This window comes from Nocardia sp. NPDC003269 (assembly GCF_042888005.1).
Classification (GTDB): domain Bacteria; phylum Actinomycetota; class Actinomycetes; order Mycobacteriales; family Mycobacteriaceae; genus Nocardia.
The window spans coordinates 538,442-558,149 of sequence record NZ_JBIAPA010000003.1 but is presented as its reverse complement, the minus strand read 5'-3'; the positions used below and the strand labels follow the sequence as shown (position 1 = coordinate 558,149).

Genomic DNA, 19,708 nt, shown 5'->3' with positions numbered 1-19,708 from the left:
GTCAGCGGAGGAACACCGCGGCGCGCTCGGCCAGGTCGAGCAGCGGCTGCGGGAAGACACCGAGGATGAGCGTGGCTCCCGCGCTGAACGCCACCACCAGGGTCGTCGCGAACGGGGCGGTGACGGTCGGGGCGTCGGCCGGTGGGTCGGTGAAGAACATCAACACGATCACCCGGATGTAGAAGAACGCCGCGATCGCGCTGCACAACACGCCGACGATCACCAGGAACGTGTAACCCGCGCCCGACGCGGCGGCGAACACCGCGAACTTGCTGACGAAACCGCTGGTCAGCGGCAGACCAGCGAACGAGAGCAGCAGCAGCGCGAATACCGAGGCCAGCCACGGGGACCGGCGGCCCAAGCCCGCCCATTGCGACAGCTGGGTCGCCTCGTCACCGGAGGAGTCCCGCACGAGACTCACGACCGCGAACGCGCCGACCGTCCCCAGACCGTAGGCCAGCAGATAGAACAGGACCGCGGCGACACCGGCGTCGTCGGCGGCGACGAGCCCGACCAGCAGGAAACCCGCGTGCGCGATCGAGGAGTACGCCAGCATCCGCTTCACATCGGTCTGGGTGATCGCCATGACCGCGCCGACGACCATCGTCGCCACCGCGACCGCGGCCAGGACCGGTCGCCAATCGTCGCGCAGCGCACCGACGGCCACCATCAGCACCCGCATGGTCGCGCCCACCGCGGCGATCTTGGTGGCCGCGGCCATGAACGCGGTGATCGGCGTCGGGGCACCCTGGTAGACATCGGGCACCCATGCCTGGAACGGGACCGCGCCGATCTTGAACAGCAGGCCGACGGCCAGCATCCCGATACCGAGCAGGGCCAGCGTCGCGTTCTCGGGCTGCTTGTCCAGCGCCGCACCGATGCCCGGCAGCGACACCGTCCCGGTCTGCCCGTACAGCAGGGCGACACCGTAGAGGAAGAACGCGGAGGAGAACGCGCCGAGCAGGAAGTACTTCAGCGCCGCCTCCTGCGAGAGCAGGCGCCTGCGCCGCGCCAGCCCGCACAGCAGATACAGCGGCAGCGACAGCACTTCCAGCGCGACGAACATCGTCAGCAGATCGTTCGACGCGGGGAACAGCAGCAGACCACCGACCGCGAGCATGGTCAGCGGGAACACCTCGGTCGTCGACACCCCCGCCCGCACGGCGGCGAGCTCGTGCGCGCTCCCCGGCACCGCGGACGCCTGCGGGGTGAACGCGTCGACGCCACGATCGAGCACGGCGGCCGCCCGGCTCCAGGTGCCCGGCCCGCTGCGGGCACGGGGCACCGCGCCACGCTCGGCGATCAGCAGCAGACCGAGCACCGCGACCGCCAGGATCGTGCCCTGCAGGAACAGTGTCACCCCGTCGACGGCGACCGCACCGGCCACGGCGGTGCCCGTCGTCCCCGCGAGCAGCACGACGGTGACCAGCGCGCCGACCACACCGGCCAGCCCGAGGCTCAGCTGCGTGAGGTACCGATACGGTCGCGGCACGAACGCCTCGACCAGCACACCGACGACGCCGACCGCGAACACGATCAACATCGGTGCGAGCAGGTGGTATTCGATGCTCGGTGCGGGCAGAGTGGCCGCGAGCTCGTTGATGGTCACGGAGTCCGTCCTCATTTGTGTCCGCCCGCGGGCGGGGTGGCCGCACCTGCTTCGGGAGCGGGAACCGTCGGAGCGGGATCGTGCTTTCCGATCGTCGAGAGGGTGTGTCCCACGGCGGGATCGACCAGGTCGAGGATCGGTTTCGGGTAGAAGCCGAGTACCAGCAGCGCGGCCAGCAGCGGCACCACCACGGCCAGTTCCCGTGGCACCAGGTCACGCAGGTGCTCGTTGCCCTGCTTCACCGGGCCGGTCATCATGCGCTGGTACATCCACAGCACGTAGATCGCGGCCAGCACCAGTGCGCCGGTGGCGATGACGGCCGCCACCTTGTACTTGGAGAAGGTGCCGACCAGCACCAGGAATTCGCTGACGAACGGCGCGAGACCGGGCAGCGACAGGGTGGCCAGACCGGCGACGAAGAACGTGCCCGCCAGAATCGGCGCGACCTTCTGCACGCCACCGAACTCGGCGATCATCCGGGTACCGCGCCGCGAGACGAGGAACCCGGCGATGAGGAACAGTGCGGCCGTGGACAGTCCGTGGTTGACCATGTACAGCGTCGCACCGGCTTGTGCCTGGGTGGTCATGGCGAAGATGCCGAGGATGATGAACCCGAAGTGCGAGATCGAGGTGTAGGCGATCAGCCGCATCACATCGGTCTGGCCGATGGCCAGCAGCGCGCCGTAGAGGATGCCGATCACCGCGAGGGTGATGACCAACGGCGCGAACGTGTCCGAGGCCAGCGGGAACAGCAGCAGGCAGTACCGGAGCATGCCGAACGTGCCGACCTTGTCGACCACCGCCATCATCAGCACCGCGCTCGACGGGGTGGCCGAGACCGCCGCGTCGGGCAGCCAGGTGTGCAGCGGCCACAGCGGCGCCTTCACCGCGAAGGCGAACATGAACCCGAGGAACAGCGCGTTGACGACCGCGGTGCTGCCGCCGAGCTGTCCGTTGTTGGCCGCGGCGACGACGGTCCGCAGGTCGAAGGTGCCCGCGCCGCCGTCGCCCAGGCCCGCCTGCGCGGTGAGCACGTAGAGCCCGATGACCGCCGCCAGCATGATCAGGCCGCCGAACAGGTTGTACAGCAGGAACTTCACCGCGGCCCGCGAGCGCTGGGCGCGCACGGCGGCGTCGCTGGTGCGCGGTCCGAAGCCACCGATGAGGAAGTACATCGGGATGAGCATGGCCTCGAAGAACACGTAGAACAGCAGGATGTCGAGGGCGAGGAAGGAGATCAGCACCATCGACTCGACCAGCAGCATCAACGCCAGGTAGATGTGCGCGGTCTTGCGGCCGTCGCCCGCCGCGGTGTCGTCGTGCCAGCCGGCCAGGATCAGAAGCGGCATCAGCACGGCGGTCAGCAACACCAGCACGGTGGCGATGCCGTCGAGGCCGAGGGTGTAGCCGACGCCGAACGCCGGAATCCATTCGTGCGCTTCGACGAACTGGTACTGGTCGCCACCGGGATGGAACCGCACCGCCAGGCTCACCGCCAGCACGAGCACGCCGATCGATACCGCCAACGCCAGCACGCGGGCCACATTCCGGCGCGCGGCGGGCACGGCGAGCACCGCCGCCGCGCCGACCGCGGGGGCGAGCCAGAGCGTCGTCAGCCAGGGAAACGAGTTCACCAGAACCTCACCGCCAGCAGGGCAGCGGCCACCAGGGCCGCGCCGGTGAACATGGACAGGGCGTAGGAGCGGACGAAACCGGTCTGAATCCGCCGGACCCGTGCGGAGAGTCCGCCGATGCCGGCGGCCGTGCCGTTGACGATCCCGTCGATGCCGCGCGCGTCGAGGAACACCAGCGCGCGGGTGAGGTGACGGCCGGGACGCTCGAAGGCGGCCTCGTTGATCGCGTCACCGTAGAGATCCTTGCGCGCAGCCGTCGTGAACACCGTGACCGGCTCGGGCGCGGTCTCGGGGACCGGGCTCTCGGCGTACTTGCGATAGGCGATCGCGACACCGATGGCGACCGAGGTCAGGGCCAGCCCGGTGACCACACCCGCGGGCACGACCGGCTCACCGTGGTGCGAGCCGACGACCGGGGCGAGCCAGTTCTGCAACGACGAACCCCACACGAACAACCCGCCCGCGAACACCGAGCCGAACGCGAGCAGGATCATCGGCCCGGTCATCACCGCGGGGGCCTCGTGCGGGTGGGTGTCGGGCTTCCAGCGGCGTTCTCCGAAGAAGGTCATCAGCATGACGCGGGTCATGTAGAACGCCGTGAGCCCGGCGCCGACGAGCGTGACCACGCCGAGCAGGATTCCGGTGGTGCCGCCGTGGTCGAACGCGGCCTCGATGATCTTGTCCTTGGAGAAGAACCCGGAGAACGGTGGCACCCCGATGATGGCGAGGTAGCCGAGACCGAAGGTGGCGAAGGTGATCGGCAGCAGGGTGCGCAGACCGCCGTAGCGCCGCATATCGGTCTCGTCGTCCATCGCGTGCATCACCGAACCGGCACCGAGGAACAGTCCGGCCTTGAAGAAGCCGTGGGTGAGCAGGTGCATGATCGCGACCGCGTAGCCGGCCGGGCCGAGGCCGACGGCCAGGATCATGTAGCCGATCTGGCTCATCGTCGAGGCGGCCAGCGCCTTCTTGATGTCGTCCTTGGCGCAGCCGACGATCGCGCCGAACATCAGCGTCACCGCACCGACGGCGAGGACCGCGGTCCTGGCGTCGGGCGCGAGGTCGTAGATCGGGTTGGAGCGGGCGATCAGGTAGACGCCCGCGGTCACCATGGTGGCGGCGTGGATGAGCGCCGAGACCGGGGTGGGGCCCTCCATGGCGTCGCCGAGCCAGGACTGCAGCGGCACCTGGGCCGATTTGCCGCACGCGGCGAGCAACAGCAGCAGGCCGATCGCGGTGAGCGTGCCCTCGCTCGCGCCCGGCGACGCCGCGAACACGGTGCGGAAGTCGAACGATCCGAACGCGGCGAACATCGTCATCATGGCGATGGCCAGGCCCATGTCACCGACCCGGTTGACGATGAAGGCCTTCTTGGCCGCCGTCGCGGCCGACGGCTTCTCGTACCAGAACCCGATCAGCAGGTAGGACGCCAGACCGACGCCTTCCCAGCCCAGGTAGAGCACCAGGTAGTTGTCGGCCAGGACCAGCACCAGCATGGCGGCCAGGAACAGATTGAGGTAGCCGAAGAACCGGCGCTTGCCCGGGTCGTGGCTCATGTAGCCGATCGAATAGACGTGGATCAGCGAACCGACGCCGGTGATGAGCAGCGCGAAGCACACCGAGAGCTGGTCGAGTTGCAGTCCGAACCCGACCTGCAGATCACCGACCGGCACCCACTCGAACAGCTGCTCGTGGATGGCGCGGTCGGCGTCGGATCGGCCGAGCATGCCGATGAACGCGACCACGGCGACGACGAACGAGGCCACCGCGGCGCCGGTGCCCAGATACACACCCCAGCGGTCGGCGAACCGGCCGAGCAGGAGCAGCAGGATCGCGCCGGCGAGCGGGAAGGCGGGCAGCAGCCACAACGTTGCGGTGCCCATGTCAGAACTTCAGCAGGTTGGCGTCGTCGACCGAGGTCGACCGGCGGGCACGGAAGATCGTCATGATGATGGCCAGGCCGACGACGACCTCGGCGGCGGCGACGACCATGGTGAAGAAGGCGATCACCTGACCGTCGAGGTTGCTGTGCAGGCGGGCGAAGGTGACGAAGGCCAGGTTCACCGCGTTGAGCATCAGCTCGATGCACATGAACACCACGATGGCGTTGCGGCGCAACAGCACTCCCGCCGCGCCGATGGTGAACAGCAGGGCGGACAGGAACAGGTAGTTCTGGGGGTTCACCGGTTGCCTTCCTCGTCGGCCGTCGGGGTGACGTCGCTGCCCGCGCCGACCGAGAGCGCGGCGGCCTCGGTGTGCGCGCGGGTGCGGCGGTGACGCAGGATCGTGCTCACCGAGAGTTCGGCGAAGCTGCCGTCGGGGAGCTGAGCGGGGCTGTCGACCGCGTTGTGCCTGGCGTAGACGCCCGGGGTCGGGAGCGGAGTGGCGCGTTCGCCGGCCGTCCGGAACCGGTCCCGCGACATCTCGCGCTGCCCGCGCCGCGGCGTGAACTGTTCGCGGTGCGCGAGGACCATCGCGCCGATGGTGGCGGTGATCAGCAGCGCACCGGTCAGCTCGAAGGCCCACACGTAGCGCAGGAAGATCAGTTCGGCCAGTTCGGCGATGACGTCGCGGCCACCGAAACCCCGCCCGGGGAAGCTGATCCCGCTGTCGCGCAGGGCCGCGCCGATCCCGCCGATGAGCAGGAACCCGAACCCGACACCGACGACGGCGGCCGCGATTCGCTGGCCGCGCAACGTCTCGCGCAGCGATTCGGCCGAATCGACGCCGACCAGCATCAGCACGAACAGGAACAGCATCATCACCGCGCCGGTGTAGACGACGATCTGGACGACGCCGAGGAACAGCGCGCCCTGGGCGATGTAGAACACCGCCAGCGCGATCATGGTGGCGGCCAGGCACAGTGCCGAGTGGACGGCCTTGGCCGCGGTCACCATGCCGAGCGCGCCGAGTACCGCGATCGGGGCGAGCACCCAGAACAGCACCGCCTCCCCGGTGGAGGTCGACGCGACTTCGGCGGCCAGCAGTGCGGTCATCGCAGCACCTCTTCCGACGTGGTGGGACGGACCCGGCCCAGGTAGTAGTCGGCCTCGTCGGTGCCCGGCGCCATGGCGTGCGGCGGGGCGACCATGCCGTCCTGCAGCGGGGCGAGCAGGCGGTCCTTCTCGTAGATAAGGTCGGCGCGGTTGTCGTCGGTGAGTTCGTATTCGTTGGTCATCGTCAACGCCCGGGTCGGGCACGCTTCGATGCACAGGCCGCAGCCGATGCAGCGCAGATAGTTGATCTGGTAGACGCGGCCGTAACGTTCACCGGGGGAGAAGCGTTCGTCCTCGGTGTTGTCGGCGCCCTCGACGAAGATGGCGTCGGCGGGGCAGGCCCAAGCGCACAGTTCGCAGCCGATGCACTTCTCCAAGCCGTCGTCGTACCGGTTGAGCTGGTGGCGGCCGTGATAGCGCGGGGCGGTCGGCACCTTCTGCTCGGGATAGGACTCGGTGTTGGGCTTCTTGAACATCGTCGCCGCGGTGACCGCGAAACCGGCGAGCGGTTCGAACAGGCCGATCTCGGGCTGCTCGTCGGTGGTGCGCGGAGGCATCGGCGGAACCGGGAAGCCGAGGAACACCGGTGATTTCGTCGGCTCCTCCGGCAGCGGCGGCAGGCCCTGGGCCCGGCCCGCGCGCAGGAACATCGCGATCATGGCCGCGGTGATGACGATGCCGACGGTCACCAGGATCGGCGTCTGGCCGGTGACGCCCTCGATATCGAGGACCCGGGCCGTCGCCACGATCATCACCCACACCAGCGAGGTCGGAATGAGCAGCTTCCAGCCCAGATTCATGAACTGGTCGTAGCGCAGACGGGGCAGCGTGCCGCGCAACCAGACGAAGACGAACAGGAACGTCCACACCTTGAGGGTGAACCACAGCAGCGGCCACCAGCCGGAGTTCGCGCCCTCCCACAGGCTGATCGGGAACGGCGCCCGCCAGCCGCCGAGGAACAGCGTCGTCGCCAGCGCGGACACCGTGGCCATGTTGACGTACTCGGCGAGCATGAACATCGCGAACTTGAGCGAGGAGTACTCGGTGTGGAAACCACCGACGAGTTCACCTTCGGCTTCGGGCAGATCGAACGGCGCGCGGTTGGTCTCGCCGACCATGGACACGCAGTAGATGAGGAAGGAGGGCAGCAGCAGGAAGACGTACCAGGTGCCCTCCTGCGCGGTGACGATGCCGGAGGTGGCCATGGTGCCCGAGAGCAGGAACACCGTCGCGAAGGTCAGCGCCATCGCGATCTCGTAGGAGATCACCTGCGCGGTCGAGCGCAGGCCGCCGAGCAGCGGATACGTCGAGCCAGACGACCAGCCGGCGAGCACGATGCCGTAGACGCCGATGGAGGTGATGGCCAGGATGTAGAGGACACCGACGGGCATGTCGGTGAGTTGCAGGGCGGTCTGCTGGCCGAAGATCGACACCTCGGGGCCGAACGGGATCACCGCGAACGCCATGAACGCCGGGATCACCGAGATGATCGGGGCGAGCACGAAGATCGGCTTGTCCACGATGGCCGGGATGATGTCTTCCTTGAGCGCCATCTTCACGCCGTCGGCGATGGACTGGAACATGCCGCCGGGGCCGATCCGGTTGGGGCCGACGCGCATCTGCATCCACGCGACGACCTTGCGTTCGGCGTAGACCGCGATGAGCGGCACCAGCATCAGGTAGATGAACACGCCGAGCGCCTTGACGATCACCAGCCAGAGCGGGTCGGTGCCGAAGACAGGGGCGGTGTCGGCTGCCAGGTGCAGCACGGGATCACTCATGGCGGTGTTCCTTCATCCTGTCGTCGGCGCGGCGCAGGCGCACCACGGCGCCGGGTGTCACGCCGAGCGTGGCGGCGACCGTCGAGCCGGGGGAGTGCAGCGGCAGCCACACCACCCGGTCGGGCAGGTCCGTGATCATCAGCGGCACGGTGATCTCGCCGCGGTCGGTGTAGACGATGACGTGATCCGCGTCGGCCGCTTCGATCTCGGCGGCGGTGGCGGCCGAGAGCCGGGCGACCGGTGGGCGGGCGACGCCGGCGAGGTTGGCTTCGCCGTCCTGCATGCGCCCGGCGTCGAGCAGCATCCGCCAGCCGGCCAGCACCGCGGTACCGATACCGGGCGCCGGGCGGGTCTGGCTGCTCAGTTCGGGTGCGGCGATCGGTGTGCCGTTCCACGCGCCGAGCAGGTCGAGTTCGCTGCGCGCTGACGCGGTGTCGGGCAGGTTGATCGGCGTCCCCATCTCGGCGGCGAGCGAGTGCAGTACCCGCAGGTCCGACAGCGGAGCGGCGACGCGGCGGGTGGTGTCGAGCGGGGCGGCGGCGAACGGGCGCGGCCTGCCCTCCCAGGTGCGGAAGGTGCCGGACTTCTCCATGACGGGCGCGATCGGGAAGACGACGTCGGCGCGCTCGGTCACGGCGCTGTGCCGCAACTCCAGGCTGACCACGAACCGCGCGGCGTCGATCGCGGCCAGTGCGGCCGCCGGGTCGGGCAGGTCGTCGGGGTCGACACCACCGATGACGAGCGCGCCGAGCTGAGCGGCGCTCGCCAGGATGCCCGCGGTGTCGCGGCCGAGCGTGACGGGCAGATCGTCGGCCTGCCAGCGGTGCCGAACCTGTTGCCGCGCGGCCGGATCGACCACGGGCCTGCCACCGGGCAGCAGTCCGGGCAATGCTCCCGCTTCCAAGGCACCGCGTTCGCCCGCCCGCCGGGGTACCCAGGCGAGCCCGGCGCCGGTGGCGTCGACCAGCCGGACCACGGCCGACAGCGCGCCGGGGCTGCCCGCGAGCCGTTCGCCCGCCAGGACGACCGCGCCCGGGCTGCGCAGCAGTGCCATGAGTTCGGCCGCGTCAGCCGAGGTCTCGGCGGCGATGGCGTCGAGAACGTCGGCCTCGCCGCACGGCGGGGTCTGGATGAGCGCGCCCGACATCCGTTCGAGCCCGCGGGAGGCGAACGGCGCCAGCGACACCACGCGCAGCCCGCGGGTCCTGGCGGCCTTGCGCAGACGCAGGTAGACGATCGGGGATTCCTCTTCGGGTTCGAATCCCACCAGCAGCACGACCGGTGCGGCGGCCAGCGCCGCGTAGTCGACCTCGACACCGTGTCCGGCGACGCGGGCGGCGAGGAAGCGTTCCTCCTCCTCGGAGTGCACGCGGCTGCGGAAGTCGATGTCGTTGGTGGCGAGCACCATGCGCGCGAACTTGCTGTAGGCGTAGGCGTCTTCCTCGGTGACCCGCCCACCGACGAGGACGCCCGCGTTACCGATCGCGGCCCGCAGCCCGGTCGCCGCGGCGGCCAGTGCCTCCGACCAGGACGCTGGGGCCAGCACGCCGTCCCAGCCCCGGACCAGCGGTGTGGTGAGCCGATCGCGTTCGGTCGCGTAGGTGAAGGCCCAGCGGCCCTTGTCGCAGTTCCATTCCTCGTTGACCTGGGGATCGTCACCGGCCAAGCGGCGCAGCACTTTTCCGCGCCGATGGTCGGTGCGCTGGGCGCATCCGGAGGCGCAGTGCTCGCACACGCTCGGAGTGGACACCAGGTCGAACGGGCGGGCCCGGAAGCGGTAGGAGGTGCCGGTGAGCGCGCCCACCGGACAGATCTGCACCGTATTGCCGGAGAAATAGGAGTCCAGTGGTTCGGCCTGGGCGATGCCGACCTGTTGCAGCGCACCGCGATCCATCAGTTCGATGAACGGATCACCGGCGACCTGCTGGGAGAACCGTGTGCACCGTGCGCACAGGACGCACCGTTCACGGTCCAGCAGGACGGCCGAGGAGAGCGGGATCGGTTTCGGGTAGGTGCGCTTCTCCCCGTCGAACCGGGAGTCGGCGCTGCCGGTGGACATCGCCTGGTTCTGCAGCGGACACTCGCCGCCCTTGTCGCAGACCGGGCAGTCGAGCGGATGGTTGATCAGCAGCAGCTCCATCACCCCGCGCTGCGCCTTCTCGGCGACCGGCGAGCTGACCTGGGTACGCACGATCATGCCGTCGGTGACCGGAATCGTGCACGACGCCACCGGCTTGCGCTGCCCCTCCACCTCGACCAGGCACTGCCGGCAGGCGCCGACCGGGTCGAGCAGCGGGTGATCGCAGAAGCGGGGGATCTGCACGCCAACCAGTTCGGCGGCGCGGATCAGCAACGTGCCGGCGGGCACCTGGACGGTGGTGTCGTCGATGGTGACGCTCACCAGATCCACGGGAACTACGTCGCTGCTGTTGCCGGGGGCGATCGCTGTCATCGGTCCTCATTCCCTGCCGAGGCCCACACCGTGGCGCGGGCCGGATCGAACGGGCAGCCGCCGCGGCGCTGATGCTCGAGGTACTCGTCGCGGAAGTACTTCAGCGAGGAGAAGATCGGGCTGGCCGCGCCGTCGCCGAGCGCGCAGAACGATTTGCCGTTGATGTTGTCGGCGATGTCGGCGAGTTTGTCGAGGTCGGCCTCGGTGCCCTGCCCCGCTTCGAGCCTGCGCAGCAGTTGCACGAGCCAGTAGGTGCCCTCGCGGCACGGTGTGCACTTGCCGCAGGATTCGTGGGCGTAGAACTCGGTCCAGCGCAGGACGGCACGCACGACGCAGGTGGTGTCGTCGAAGATCTGCAGGGCCTTGGTGCCCAACATGGATCCGGCGGCGGCGACACCCTCGTAGTCGAGCGGGACGTCGAGGTGCTCGGCGGTGAACAGCGGCGTCGACGAACCGCCCGGTGTCCAGAACTTCAGGGTGTGACCTGCCCGCACGCCACCGGCGTAGCCGAGCAGTTCGCGCAGGGTGATCCCCAGGGGCGCCTCGTACTGGCCCGGCCGGGCGACATGGCCCGACAGCGAGTACAGCGTGAATCCGGGTGACTTCTCGCTGCCCATGGACCGGAACCATTCGGTGCCCTTGCGCAGGATCGACGGCACGGACGCGATGGACTCCACATTGTTGACGACCGTCGGACAGGCGTAGAGCCCGGCCACGGCCGGGAACGGCGGCCGCAGCCGCGGCTGACCGCGGCGGCCTTCGAGCGAATCGAGCAGCGCGGTCTCCTCGCCACAGATGTAGGCGCCCGCGCCGGCGTGCACGATCAGTTCCAGGTCGAACCCGGAACCCAGGATGTCGCGCCCGAGGTAGCCCGCGTCGTAGGCCTCCGCGACCGCGGCCTGGAGCCTGCGCAGCACCGGCACCACCTCGCCGCGCACGTAGATGAACGCGGTGGCCGCCCGGATCGCGTAGGCGGCGATCACCACCCCTTCGATCAGGGTGTGCGGGGTGGCCAGCATCAGCGGAATGTCTTTGCAGGTCCCGGGTTCGGACTCGTCGGCGTTGACGACCAGGTAGTGCGGTTTGGTCGTGCCGTCGGGACCGGGTCCCTGCGGGATGAACGACCACTTCATCCCGGTCGGGAAGCCCGCGCCGCCGCGACCGCGCAGGCCGGCGTCCTTCACCGTCTGGATCACGTCGTCGGGTGCCATCCGCAGGGCGGCGCGCAGTCCCTCGTAGCCGCCGGTGGCGCGGTAGCTGTCGAGGGTCCAGGATCGTGGCCGGTCCCAGTGTTCGCTGAGAACAGGGGTGAGGGTGGTCATCTCATTCCCCCTGTCCGAGGGAATCGCCTTCTGCGGCAGTGGTTTCCGCGGTGTGCAACCCGGCGAGGGTGGCCGCGCCAGGGGCGCCGTCGAGCGCGCCGGGACGTTCGTCGGGGAAGCCGGCGAGGATGCGGGCGGTCTCCCGGAAGGTGCACAGCGGCGCTCCCCGGGTGGGACGCACCTGGTGTCCCGCGCGCAGGGCATCGGTGATCGCGCGCGCCGACTCGGGAGTCTGGTTGTCGAAGAACTCCCAGTTGACCATCATCACCGGCGCGTAGTCGCAGGCGGCGTTGCACTCGACGTGTTCGAGGGTGATGGCGCCGTCGGCGGTGGTCTCGCCGTGGTGGATGCCCAGATGCTGTTGCAGCGCTTCGTAGATGGCGTCGCCGCCGAGGACGGCGCACAGCGTGTTGGTGCACACGCCGACGTGGTAGTCGCCGGTCGGGGTGCGCCGGTACATCGAGTAGAAGGTCGCGACGGCGGTCACCTCGGCGCCGGTGAGCCCGAGATGGTCGGCGCAGAAGTCGATGCCGGTGCCGGTCACGTATCCCTCTTCGGCCTGCACCAGGTGCAGCAGCGGCAGCAGCGCCGAGCGGGGGTGCGGGTACCGGGCGATGATCTCCTTGGCGTCGACTTCGAGTCGCTGCCGCACGTGCGGCGGGTACGGTTCCGGCCTGGTGGTGAGTTTCAGTTCGATCTTCATCGGTCCACTCCGCCCATCACGGGGTCGATGCTGGCGACCGAGGCGATGACGTCGGCGACCATGCCGCCTTCGCACATCGCGGCCACCGCTTGCAGGTTGGTGAACGAGGGATCGCGGTAGTGCACCCGGTACGGCCGGGTGCTGCCGTCGCTGACCATGTGCACGCCGAGCTCACCGCGCGGTGATTCCACCGCCGCGTACACCTGGCCCGCGGGTACCCGCATGCCTTCGGTGACGAGCTTGAAGTGATGGATCAGCGACTCCATCGAGGTGCCCATGATCTTGCCGATGTGCTTGGGCGAGTTGCCCAGTCCGTCGGGACCGAGTTGCAGGTCGGCGGGCCAGGCGATCTTCTTGTCGTCGACCATGACCGGGCCGGGCCGCAGCCGGTCCAGGCACTGCTCGACGATCTTGAGCGACTCGCGCATCTCGGCGACCCGGATCAGGTAGCGGCCGTAGCAGTCGCACCCGGTGGTGGTCGGGATGTCGAATTCGTAGTTCTCGTAACCGCAGTAGGGCGCCGACTTGCGCAGGTCGTGCGGCAGACCGGTGGCACGCAGGACGGGGCCGGTGATGCCGAGCGCCATGCAGCCGGTGAGGTCGAGGTAGCCGATGTCCTGGGTGCGCTTCTTCCAGATCGGGTTGGCGCTGAGCAGGTGCTCCATGTCGCGCAACCGGCCCGGCATGATCTCCAGGAGCTCGCGCACCTTGGTGACACCGTCGTCGGGCAGGTCTTGGGCGAGGCCGCCGGGCCGGATGAACGCGTGGTTCATCCGCAGGCCGGTGATGGTCTCGAACACGTCGAGGATCAGTTCGCGTTCGCGGAAGCCGAACAGCATCGGGGTGAGCGCGCCGAGTTCCATGCCGCCGGTCGCGAGGGCGACCAGGTGCGAGGAGATCCGGTTGAGCTCCATCAGCATGACGCGCACGACGGTGGCGCGTTCGGGGATCTGCTCGGTGATGTCGAGCAGTTTCTCCACGCCGAGGCAGTAGGCGGTCTCGTTGAAGAAGGGGGACAGGTAGTCCATCCGGGTCACGAAGGTGACGCCCTGGGTCCAGGTGCGGAACTCCAGGTTCTTCTCGATCCCGGTGTGCAGGTAGCCGATGCCGCAGCGGGCCTCGGTGACGGTCTCGCCTTCGATCTCGAGGATCAGGCGCAGCACGCCGTGCGTCGACGGGTGCTGCGGGCCCATGTTGACGACGATGCGTTCTTCGCCGCCGCCCTCGATCACTTCGCTGACCTGGTCCCAGTCCTGGCCTGCGACGGTGACGACCTGCGGTTCGTCGCGGCGGAAATCGGTGTCGGTCATCAGCTGTAGGTCCTCCGCTCGTCGGGCGGCGGTATCCGCGCGCCCTTGTACTCCACCGGGATCCCGCCGAGCGGGTAGTCCTTGCGCTGCGGATGGCCGCGCCAGTCGTCGGGCATGGTGATGCGGGTGAGGGAGGGATGCCCGTCGAAGAGGATGCCGAAGAAGTCGTAGGTCTCGCGTTCGTGCCAGTCGGTGGTCGGATACACCGCGAACAGCGAGGGGATGTGCGGATCGGCGTCGGGGGCCGACACTTCCAGCCGGATCCGCCGGTTGTGGGTGATCGACATGAGGTGGTAGACCGCGTGCAGTTCGCGGCCCTCGTCGTCGGGGTAGTGCACGCCGTTGACGCCCAGGCACAGTTCGAAGCGCAGCGAGGTGTCGTCGCGCAGCGCGCTCGCGACGGCGACCAGGTGCTCACGCCGGACGTGCAGAGTGATCTCGTCGCGGAAGACGACGATCTTCTCGATCACGGTGTCGAACGCGATCACCCGGTGGGTCAGCGCGGCGCGCAGGGTGCCGACGAACGCGTCGAACCAGCCGCCGTAGGGCGGCGGAGTGCCCGCGGGCAGCGCGACGGGCGTGACCAGGCCGCCGTAGCCGGAGGTGTCGCCGGTACCGGTGACACCGAACATGCCGCGGCGGGTGCCGATCACCTCGTCCTCGGGTGCCGCGGGCGGCCTCGGCGTGGCGGGTGTCTCGTCCGGAATGTCTTGTCCCGCAGTGCTGTCGGCGTTGTCGGGAGCGTCGAAGGTCATCGCAGCAGGCCCTCCATCCGGATGGTCGGCGTGCTGGCCAGCGCGGCCTGTTCGGCGGCGCGGATCGCTTCCTCGCGGTTGACGCCCATCGGCGTCTCAGCGATCTTGGCGTGCAGCGCGAGGATCGCGTTGAGCAGCATCTCCGGGCGCGGCGGGCAGCCGGGCAGGTAGATGTCGACCGGGACGATGTGGTCGACGCCCTGCACGATCGCGTAGTTGTTGAACATGCCGCCCGAGGAGGCACACACGCCCATGGCCAGCACCCATTTCGGCTCGGTCATCTGGTCGTAGACCTGGCGCAGGACCGGCGCCATCTTCTGGCTCACCCGGCCCGCCACGATCATCAGATCGGCCTGGCGCGGGGAGGCGCGGAACGCCTCCATGCCGAAGCGGGCGATATCGAATCGTCCTGCGCCAGTGGCCATCATCTCGATCGCGCAGCAGGCCAGACCGAACGTCGCGGGCCAGACCGAGCCCTTACGCAGGTAGCCGGCGAAATCTTCCACGGTGCTCAGCAGGAACCCGCTGGGCAGTTTCTCTTCGAGACCCATTATTTCCCACTCATTCCCAGCTGAGGCCGCCGCGCCGCCACTCGTAGGCGTAGGCGACCGACACATTGACGATGAACAGCGCCATCGCGGCGAGACCGAAGAGCCCGAGCGCATCGAAGTGCACGGCCCACGGGTAGAGGAACACGATCTCGATGTCGAAGATGATGAACAACATCGCGGTGAGGTAGTACTTCACCGGAAAGCGCTGTCCCGTGGCGTTTCCGGGGCCACCCGCGATGGCGTGCGGGGTCGGCTCGATGCCGCATTCGTAGGGTTCCAGCTTGGCCCGGTTGCGCCGCTTCGGGCCGATCAGCGCCGCCATGATGACGGAGAACACCGCGAACGCGGCGGCGATGGCGCCGAGTACGAGCGCGGGCACCTCGATATTCACGACTGCTTTCCCCTCCTCGCTGGAGCAGGTCGAGCCGTGTGGCCCGGCCGCGGACGGCAGCTTTGGCGAGACGGGGCCGACAACGTTGTCCGCCGATACGGGGCTCGCGCAAGGCTGTGCAGCGATGGCGGAGCGTTATACAGGAGCCCGCGCTCGTGTGAGCTAGAGCACAGACTACCGCCGTTGCGGGGGCGCGCCGCGCGTTTCCGGGGTGGGCTTTGATCGATTTCGATACAGCGATTCATGAGCGATCCGGGGGTAATCCCGGATCGGCGCACGCCAGGTAACCACTGGTGTTACCAGTGGTAATAGGCAGAACTGTGGGGCGTGGGACTATCCGCGGGGCCGGGACGATGCCCGGAGGTCGCCGATCAGCGGGCGAGCAGGATGCTGGTGACCGCGTGGGTGAGCTGCATGGGGTCGATGGGGTGCGAGACCGCGGCCTCGGCGCGCGACCAGTTCGCCAGCCAGGCGTCGTCGGGCCTGCCGGTCAGCACGACCACCGGCGGGCACTCGTCGATCTCGTCCTTGAGCTGCTTGGCGATGCCGAGGCCGCCCGCGGGCGCGGACTCCCCGTCCAGGATCGCCAGATCGATCCCGCCCGCGTCCATCTGCTCGATGACCACGGGTGCCGTGGCCACCTCGAAGAAGTCGAGCTCCGGCAGGTCGGGGCGCGGCTTACGGCCCAGCGCCAGCATCACCTGTTGCCTGGTGTCGGCATCGTTGCTGTAGACCAGCACACGCAGCGGGGTGGAACCATTCGATTCGGCCACGCTCGGATCGTACGTCCGCGCGGGCGCGCGGCGTGGCAGGTTCGCCGGATCGGCCGGTTGGCCTGCGGGGCAAGCGAGTCCACCGTGGGCCCGCGACGGCTACCAGTCGCCGTCCTCGACCTTCTTGCCGCCCAGCGGGATCACCGGAAGTGGTTGCTCGAGCGGCGGATTGGGCTGCTCGTCGGCCAGCCACGCGCCGGTGGGCTTCACCCCGGCGAGCTCGGCCGAGGGGGCCAGGTCTTCGGCGTCGGCGGCGTAGTAGTCGAACCACGGCAGATTGTGCTCGGCGTAGGCCTGGGCCGTGATCGGCGTCGGCGGGGCCGGTTCACCCGTGATCTGCTGCCATTCGGCCGCCGACGCGAGGTGGACGAAGACGCGGCCGTCGGCCTCGGCGTGATAGTCCTCGACCGGCCTGCGGTCGGCGAACATCTCCTGCCGCATGGTGCCACCCGCACCGAGCCCCATCTTCCTGGCCGCTCCACGCATCCGGGCGGCCCCTGCGGGTGCCGCGGGCGGTGGCCCACCCGGCGCCGGACCGGAATACGCCGCCCCGGCCGGCGGTGCGCTCACCGGCATCGGCGCGCCGTACACCGGTTCGCCGGACTGCCAAGGCGGGGTGGTCGCGGTGCGCACGGCGCGCTGCCGGGCTTCCTCGGCGGCGTGCCACGCGGCGCGGGCGGCGTCGGTGAGCCCGTGGACGGCCAGTTGCACGCCACCCCACTGTTCGACTCCGGTGACCTGACCTTCGACGGTCGCGCCGAGCCCGAGCGGCACCGCGACGAACTGGCGGACGGTGCCGTCGCCGGAGTTGATTCCGTCCATCCACGGCTGCTGGGGCAGGGCGAGATAGTTCTGCGGGTCCTGCCCGATGGTGTCGCTCCACGGTTTCCCGGAGATCGCGCAGACCTTGCCGACGCCGACCTTGAGCGCGGTGGGCGCGGTCGCGGAGAAGCGCAGCCACAGGGCCTCACGCTGATACACCGGCAGCATGACCCCGCCGCGCGTGCGCCACTCCTCGGGCACGGTGTCGGGGTAGTCGGCGACGCGGCGCAGCGGAAAGCTGCCGAGTCCGGGCGGCAGCGGATAGGTGCCCGTCTCGGGCAAGCGCAAGGTACGGATGAATGTCACCCGGACGCCGCCCGGCAGTTCGAGCGCGTCTCCCGACAGCGTCACTTCCGTTGCCATGCCCCACCCCTTCGTTCGATTGTGCGCAGACGATGGACCCGCCCCTGGCGACGACGGTACCCGCGGCGACCATGACCGTCCACGGCGTTGTCGTCAGTACCTCGGCGGCAGTCCGAACTCGGCGCGGATGCCCGCGAACAAGACCTCGACCCGGTCGCCGAAGGTGATCGCGGCTTCGTTCAGACCCGCGAGCGCGCCCTGCAGCGGATCGGCGAGGCGCGCGTGGAACAGGGTGTTGACGGCGAAATGCGGTCGGCTGATATTGCCGCGGTCGTAGGGATTTCGGCGGCGCGCGGGCAGGTCGCCGTCCACTCGCAGGACGGACCGGAACTCCGCCGCGCCGGGTCCGTACTCGTCCTCGTCCAGCCGGGCGAACGTCGCGGCCGCGTCCTGGAAGTGCTCGGGGAACGGGTCACCGGAACGCAGGGCCGCGAGCGCGGGCCGGACCCACTCGCGATCGGCGAGCCCGGCGTACTCGTAGGCCCGCTCGGCGCAGAACACGCTCAACGCGCGGAGTTCCTCGACATCCATCCCGGCGATCGACTCGGCGAGCGCGCGGTCGTATCCGGCCAGATCGCGGGCGCAGTAGATGTCGGCGAGCGCGGCGATCGGCTCGCCGCCCCATTCTTCCCTGGCACGCTCCGCCGCCGCCTGCTCCCACTGCCGGGCCTGGTCGTCCGGCGCCGAACCGTCGGGGGCGAACGGCATCACGAGGTGCGCGGGCGCGGCTTTCGTTCCGCTCGGGAGTGTGACGCCGGTATCGATGCGTGGCAGTGCGCCGGTCGAGTCGGCGGCGATTTCGGGGTCGACCCAGACCCGTGGTGCTCGCAGCTCGCTGCCATCGTCGGGCCAGCAGCGAATCCGCCAGTGATCGCCCGGGGTGGTGGTGCCCGGCCAGCCGTATCCGACGAAGCCGGTGCCCGCGATCTCGACGATGTAGTCGCCCGGCGGCACCGGCGCGGACTCCCAAGTATCCACCGGCGAGCTGATGTTCAGTCCGTACTCGCCGATATGCAGCCGGGCTTCGCTGATCTGTTGCCAGTCGTCCTCGTCGGCCGGTGGACGGGTCGCCCACACCTGCACCACCACGGGCATCTCGAAGTTGTTCTGGTGCGGGCTGCACACCACGACGGTGTGCCCGTCACCGGCGGACGGACCGGTGGCGAGCGCCGCTTCCAGCAGGGCCAGCTCGGCGTCCTCCTCGCCCTCGCCCCCGTGGAGCACGAACTGGCCGTAGTCGAGGGCCAATTCCAGACGGTGTTCCAACACGGGTTCCTGGTCGCGGGTCATGAGCGGCATCGTGGCACGGTGTACCGACACCCTGCTCCGGCCAGCCGGTCGGCATAGTTGTTGTTATCTAGACAAAAACCAGTGGCGGGCCGACGGTCTCGCCGGTTACGGTCACGACGATGACGAAGAAATGGCACCACGTGGCCGTGGTGAACGAGGAAATCGCCGAACGAGGCACCTACCGGACCGCCGCGGGAGTGGCCGTCGACATCGGTGCGGAACTGGCGGCGGCGCGAGGCGGAACGGTGTCCTACACGCCGACGCGCTTGGACGAGATGATCCGAACGCGGGCACCCGGTTCCGGCCCGGCGACCATCGACGTGACCGGCGAAGGCAGTGTGGCGGCGGCCCGGCGACTGCACGGCGAGGACAACGGCGGGCGGATCGGAATACTCAACTTCGCCTCGGCGCGGAATCCTGGAGGTGGCTACCTCAGGGGCGCGCGAGCCCAGGAGGAGGACCTGTGCCGGAGCGCGCTGCTCTACACCTGCCTGATCGAGGCGACGGATTACTATGCGGCGCATCGCGCGTCGTCGGACCTGGCCTACACCCACCGGGTGATCGTCTCGCCGGATGTGCCGGTCATCCGCGACGACGAGGGCGCGCTGGCCGAACCGTTTCCGGTGACCTTCCTGACCTCGCCCGCCCCCAACGCCGGCGAGCTCGCCCGTCGGGCGGTGACCGTCGACCTGCCCCTGCTGTTGGCCGAGCGAGCCGAACGGGTGGTCGCCGCCGCGGCGCGGCACGAGGTGCGCACCCTGGTGCTCGGCGCGTGGGGCTGCGGCGTGTTCCGCAACGATCCCGTCCAGGTGGCTGACGCCTTCGCCGCGGCGCTGGACAAGTGGGGCGCGGCGTTCGATCGGGTGGTGTTCGCCGTGTGGGATCGGGCGGCGGTATCGGCCAATCGCGCAGCCTTCGACGCCCGCTTCGCTGCCCGATAGCGCCCGAAAACGGCC

General features: G+C 69.3%; 17 protein-coding genes. 1 reads left to right on the top strand and 16 read right to left on the bottom strand.

Going from position 1 to position 19,708, the window contains the following annotated elements; all coding sequences use genetic code 11:
* Position 1: 1 nt before the first annotated feature.
* The 16 genes from nuoN to ACFYWJ_RS22435 form a co-directional block, all read right to left on the bottom strand.
* Entirely contained in the window at positions 2-1,624 is a 1,623-nt protein-coding gene (gene nuoN / locus ACFYWJ_RS22510; protein WP_355272040.1) for an NADH-quinone oxidoreductase subunit NuoN, read from the bottom strand.
* Positions 1,621-3,243, bottom strand: a complete 1,623-nt coding sequence (locus ACFYWJ_RS22505; RefSeq protein ID WP_355272042.1) for an NADH-quinone oxidoreductase subunit M — start codon at positions 3,241-3,243, stop codon at positions 1,621-1,623. Before ACFYWJ_RS22505 ends, nuoN begins: the two co-directional genes overlap by 4 nt.
* The gene (nuoL, locus tag ACFYWJ_RS22500) at positions 3,240-5,126 is read right to left on the bottom strand and encodes an NADH-quinone oxidoreductase subunit L (RefSeq protein ID WP_355272044.1); all 1,887 of its coding nucleotides are present in this window, start codon (positions 5,124-5,126) and stop codon (positions 3,240-3,242) included. Before nuoL ends, ACFYWJ_RS22505 begins: the two co-directional genes overlap by 4 nt.
* Before the next feature lies 1 nt (position 5,127).
* A complete protein-coding gene (nuoK, locus tag ACFYWJ_RS22495; RefSeq protein ID WP_189028720.1) occupies positions 5,128-5,427 on the bottom strand; it encodes an NADH-quinone oxidoreductase subunit NuoK in 300 nt (99 codons plus the stop codon).
* Positions 5,424-6,239 (bottom strand): NADH-quinone oxidoreductase subunit J, encoded by an 816-nt coding sequence (locus tag ACFYWJ_RS22490; protein ID WP_355272046.1) that lies wholly within the window; start codon positions 6,237-6,239, stop codon positions 5,424-5,426. The genes nuoK and ACFYWJ_RS22490 overlap by 4 nt, the downstream gene beginning before the upstream one ends.
* Positions 6,236-8,020 carry an NADH-quinone oxidoreductase subunit NuoH gene (nuoH, locus tag ACFYWJ_RS22485; protein ID WP_387161985.1) on the bottom strand — a complete coding sequence of 595 codons (1,785 nt, stop codon included), beginning with the start codon at positions 8,018-8,020 and terminating at the stop codon, positions 6,236-6,238. The genes ACFYWJ_RS22490 and nuoH overlap by 4 nt, the downstream gene beginning before the upstream one ends.
* Positions 8,013-10,472 carry an NADH-quinone oxidoreductase subunit G gene (locus tag ACFYWJ_RS22480; RefSeq protein WP_355272048.1) on the bottom strand — a complete coding sequence of 820 codons (2,460 nt, stop codon included), beginning with the start codon at positions 10,470-10,472 and terminating at the stop codon, positions 8,013-8,015. The genes nuoH and ACFYWJ_RS22480 overlap by 8 nt, the downstream gene beginning before the upstream one ends.
* Positions 10,469-11,794, bottom strand: coding sequence for an NADH-quinone oxidoreductase subunit NuoF (gene nuoF, locus ACFYWJ_RS22475; RefSeq protein ID WP_355272050.1), 1,326 nt, complete (start codon positions 11,792-11,794; stop codon positions 10,469-10,471). The genes ACFYWJ_RS22480 and nuoF overlap by 4 nt, the downstream gene beginning before the upstream one ends.
* Before the next feature lies 1 nt (position 11,795).
* Positions 11,796-12,497 carry an NADH-quinone oxidoreductase subunit NuoE gene (nuoE, locus tag ACFYWJ_RS22470; RefSeq protein WP_355272051.1) on the bottom strand — a complete coding sequence of 234 codons (702 nt, stop codon included), beginning with the start codon at positions 12,495-12,497 and terminating at the stop codon, positions 11,796-11,798.
* Complete coding sequence (gene nuoD / locus ACFYWJ_RS22465; protein ID WP_355272053.1) at positions 12,494-13,807, bottom strand: NADH dehydrogenase (quinone) subunit D; 1,314 nt, start codon at positions 13,805-13,807, stop codon at positions 12,494-12,496. The genes nuoE and nuoD overlap by 4 nt, the downstream gene beginning before the upstream one ends.
* On the bottom strand, positions 13,807-14,562 hold the full coding sequence (locus ACFYWJ_RS22460) for an NADH-quinone oxidoreductase subunit C (RefSeq protein WP_355272055.1): 756 nt from the start codon (positions 14,560-14,562) through the stop codon (positions 13,807-13,809). Before ACFYWJ_RS22460 ends, nuoD begins: the two co-directional genes overlap by 1 nt.
* Positions 14,559-15,113, bottom strand: coding sequence for an NADH-quinone oxidoreductase subunit B family protein (locus ACFYWJ_RS22455; RefSeq protein WP_218720158.1), 555 nt, complete (start codon positions 15,111-15,113; stop codon positions 14,559-14,561). Before ACFYWJ_RS22455 ends, ACFYWJ_RS22460 begins: the two co-directional genes overlap by 4 nt.
* Positions 15,114-15,123: 10 nt before the next feature.
* Positions 15,124-15,504: an NADH-quinone oxidoreductase subunit A gene (locus ACFYWJ_RS22450; RefSeq protein ID WP_355272057.1), complete on the bottom strand. Its 381-nt coding sequence runs from the start codon at positions 15,502-15,504 to the stop codon at positions 15,124-15,126.
* A gap of 371 nt (positions 15,505-15,875) precedes the next feature.
* A complete protein-coding gene (locus ACFYWJ_RS22445; RefSeq protein WP_355273021.1) occupies positions 15,876-16,202 on the bottom strand; it encodes a hypothetical protein in 327 nt (108 codons plus the stop codon).
* A gap of 174 nt (positions 16,203-16,376) precedes the next feature.
* The gene (locus ACFYWJ_RS22440) at positions 16,377-17,462 is read right to left on the bottom strand and encodes a hypothetical protein (RefSeq protein WP_355272058.1); all 1,086 of its coding nucleotides are present in this window, start codon (positions 17,460-17,462) and stop codon (positions 16,377-16,379) included.
* A gap of 93 nt (positions 17,463-17,555) precedes the next feature.
* A complete protein-coding gene (locus ACFYWJ_RS22435; RefSeq protein ID WP_355272059.1) occupies positions 17,556-18,752 on the bottom strand; it encodes a hypothetical protein in 1,197 nt (398 codons plus the stop codon).
* 119 nt (positions 18,753-18,871) lie between these two features.
* Here ACFYWJ_RS22435 and ACFYWJ_RS22430 point away from each other — a divergent pair, with 119 nt between their 5' ends.
* The gene (locus ACFYWJ_RS22430; protein ID WP_355272061.1) at positions 18,872-19,693 is read left to right on the top strand and encodes a TIGR02452 family protein; all 822 of its coding nucleotides are present in this window, start codon (positions 18,872-18,874) and stop codon (positions 19,691-19,693) included.
* The last annotated feature ends 15 nt before the right edge of the window (positions 19,694-19,708 follow it).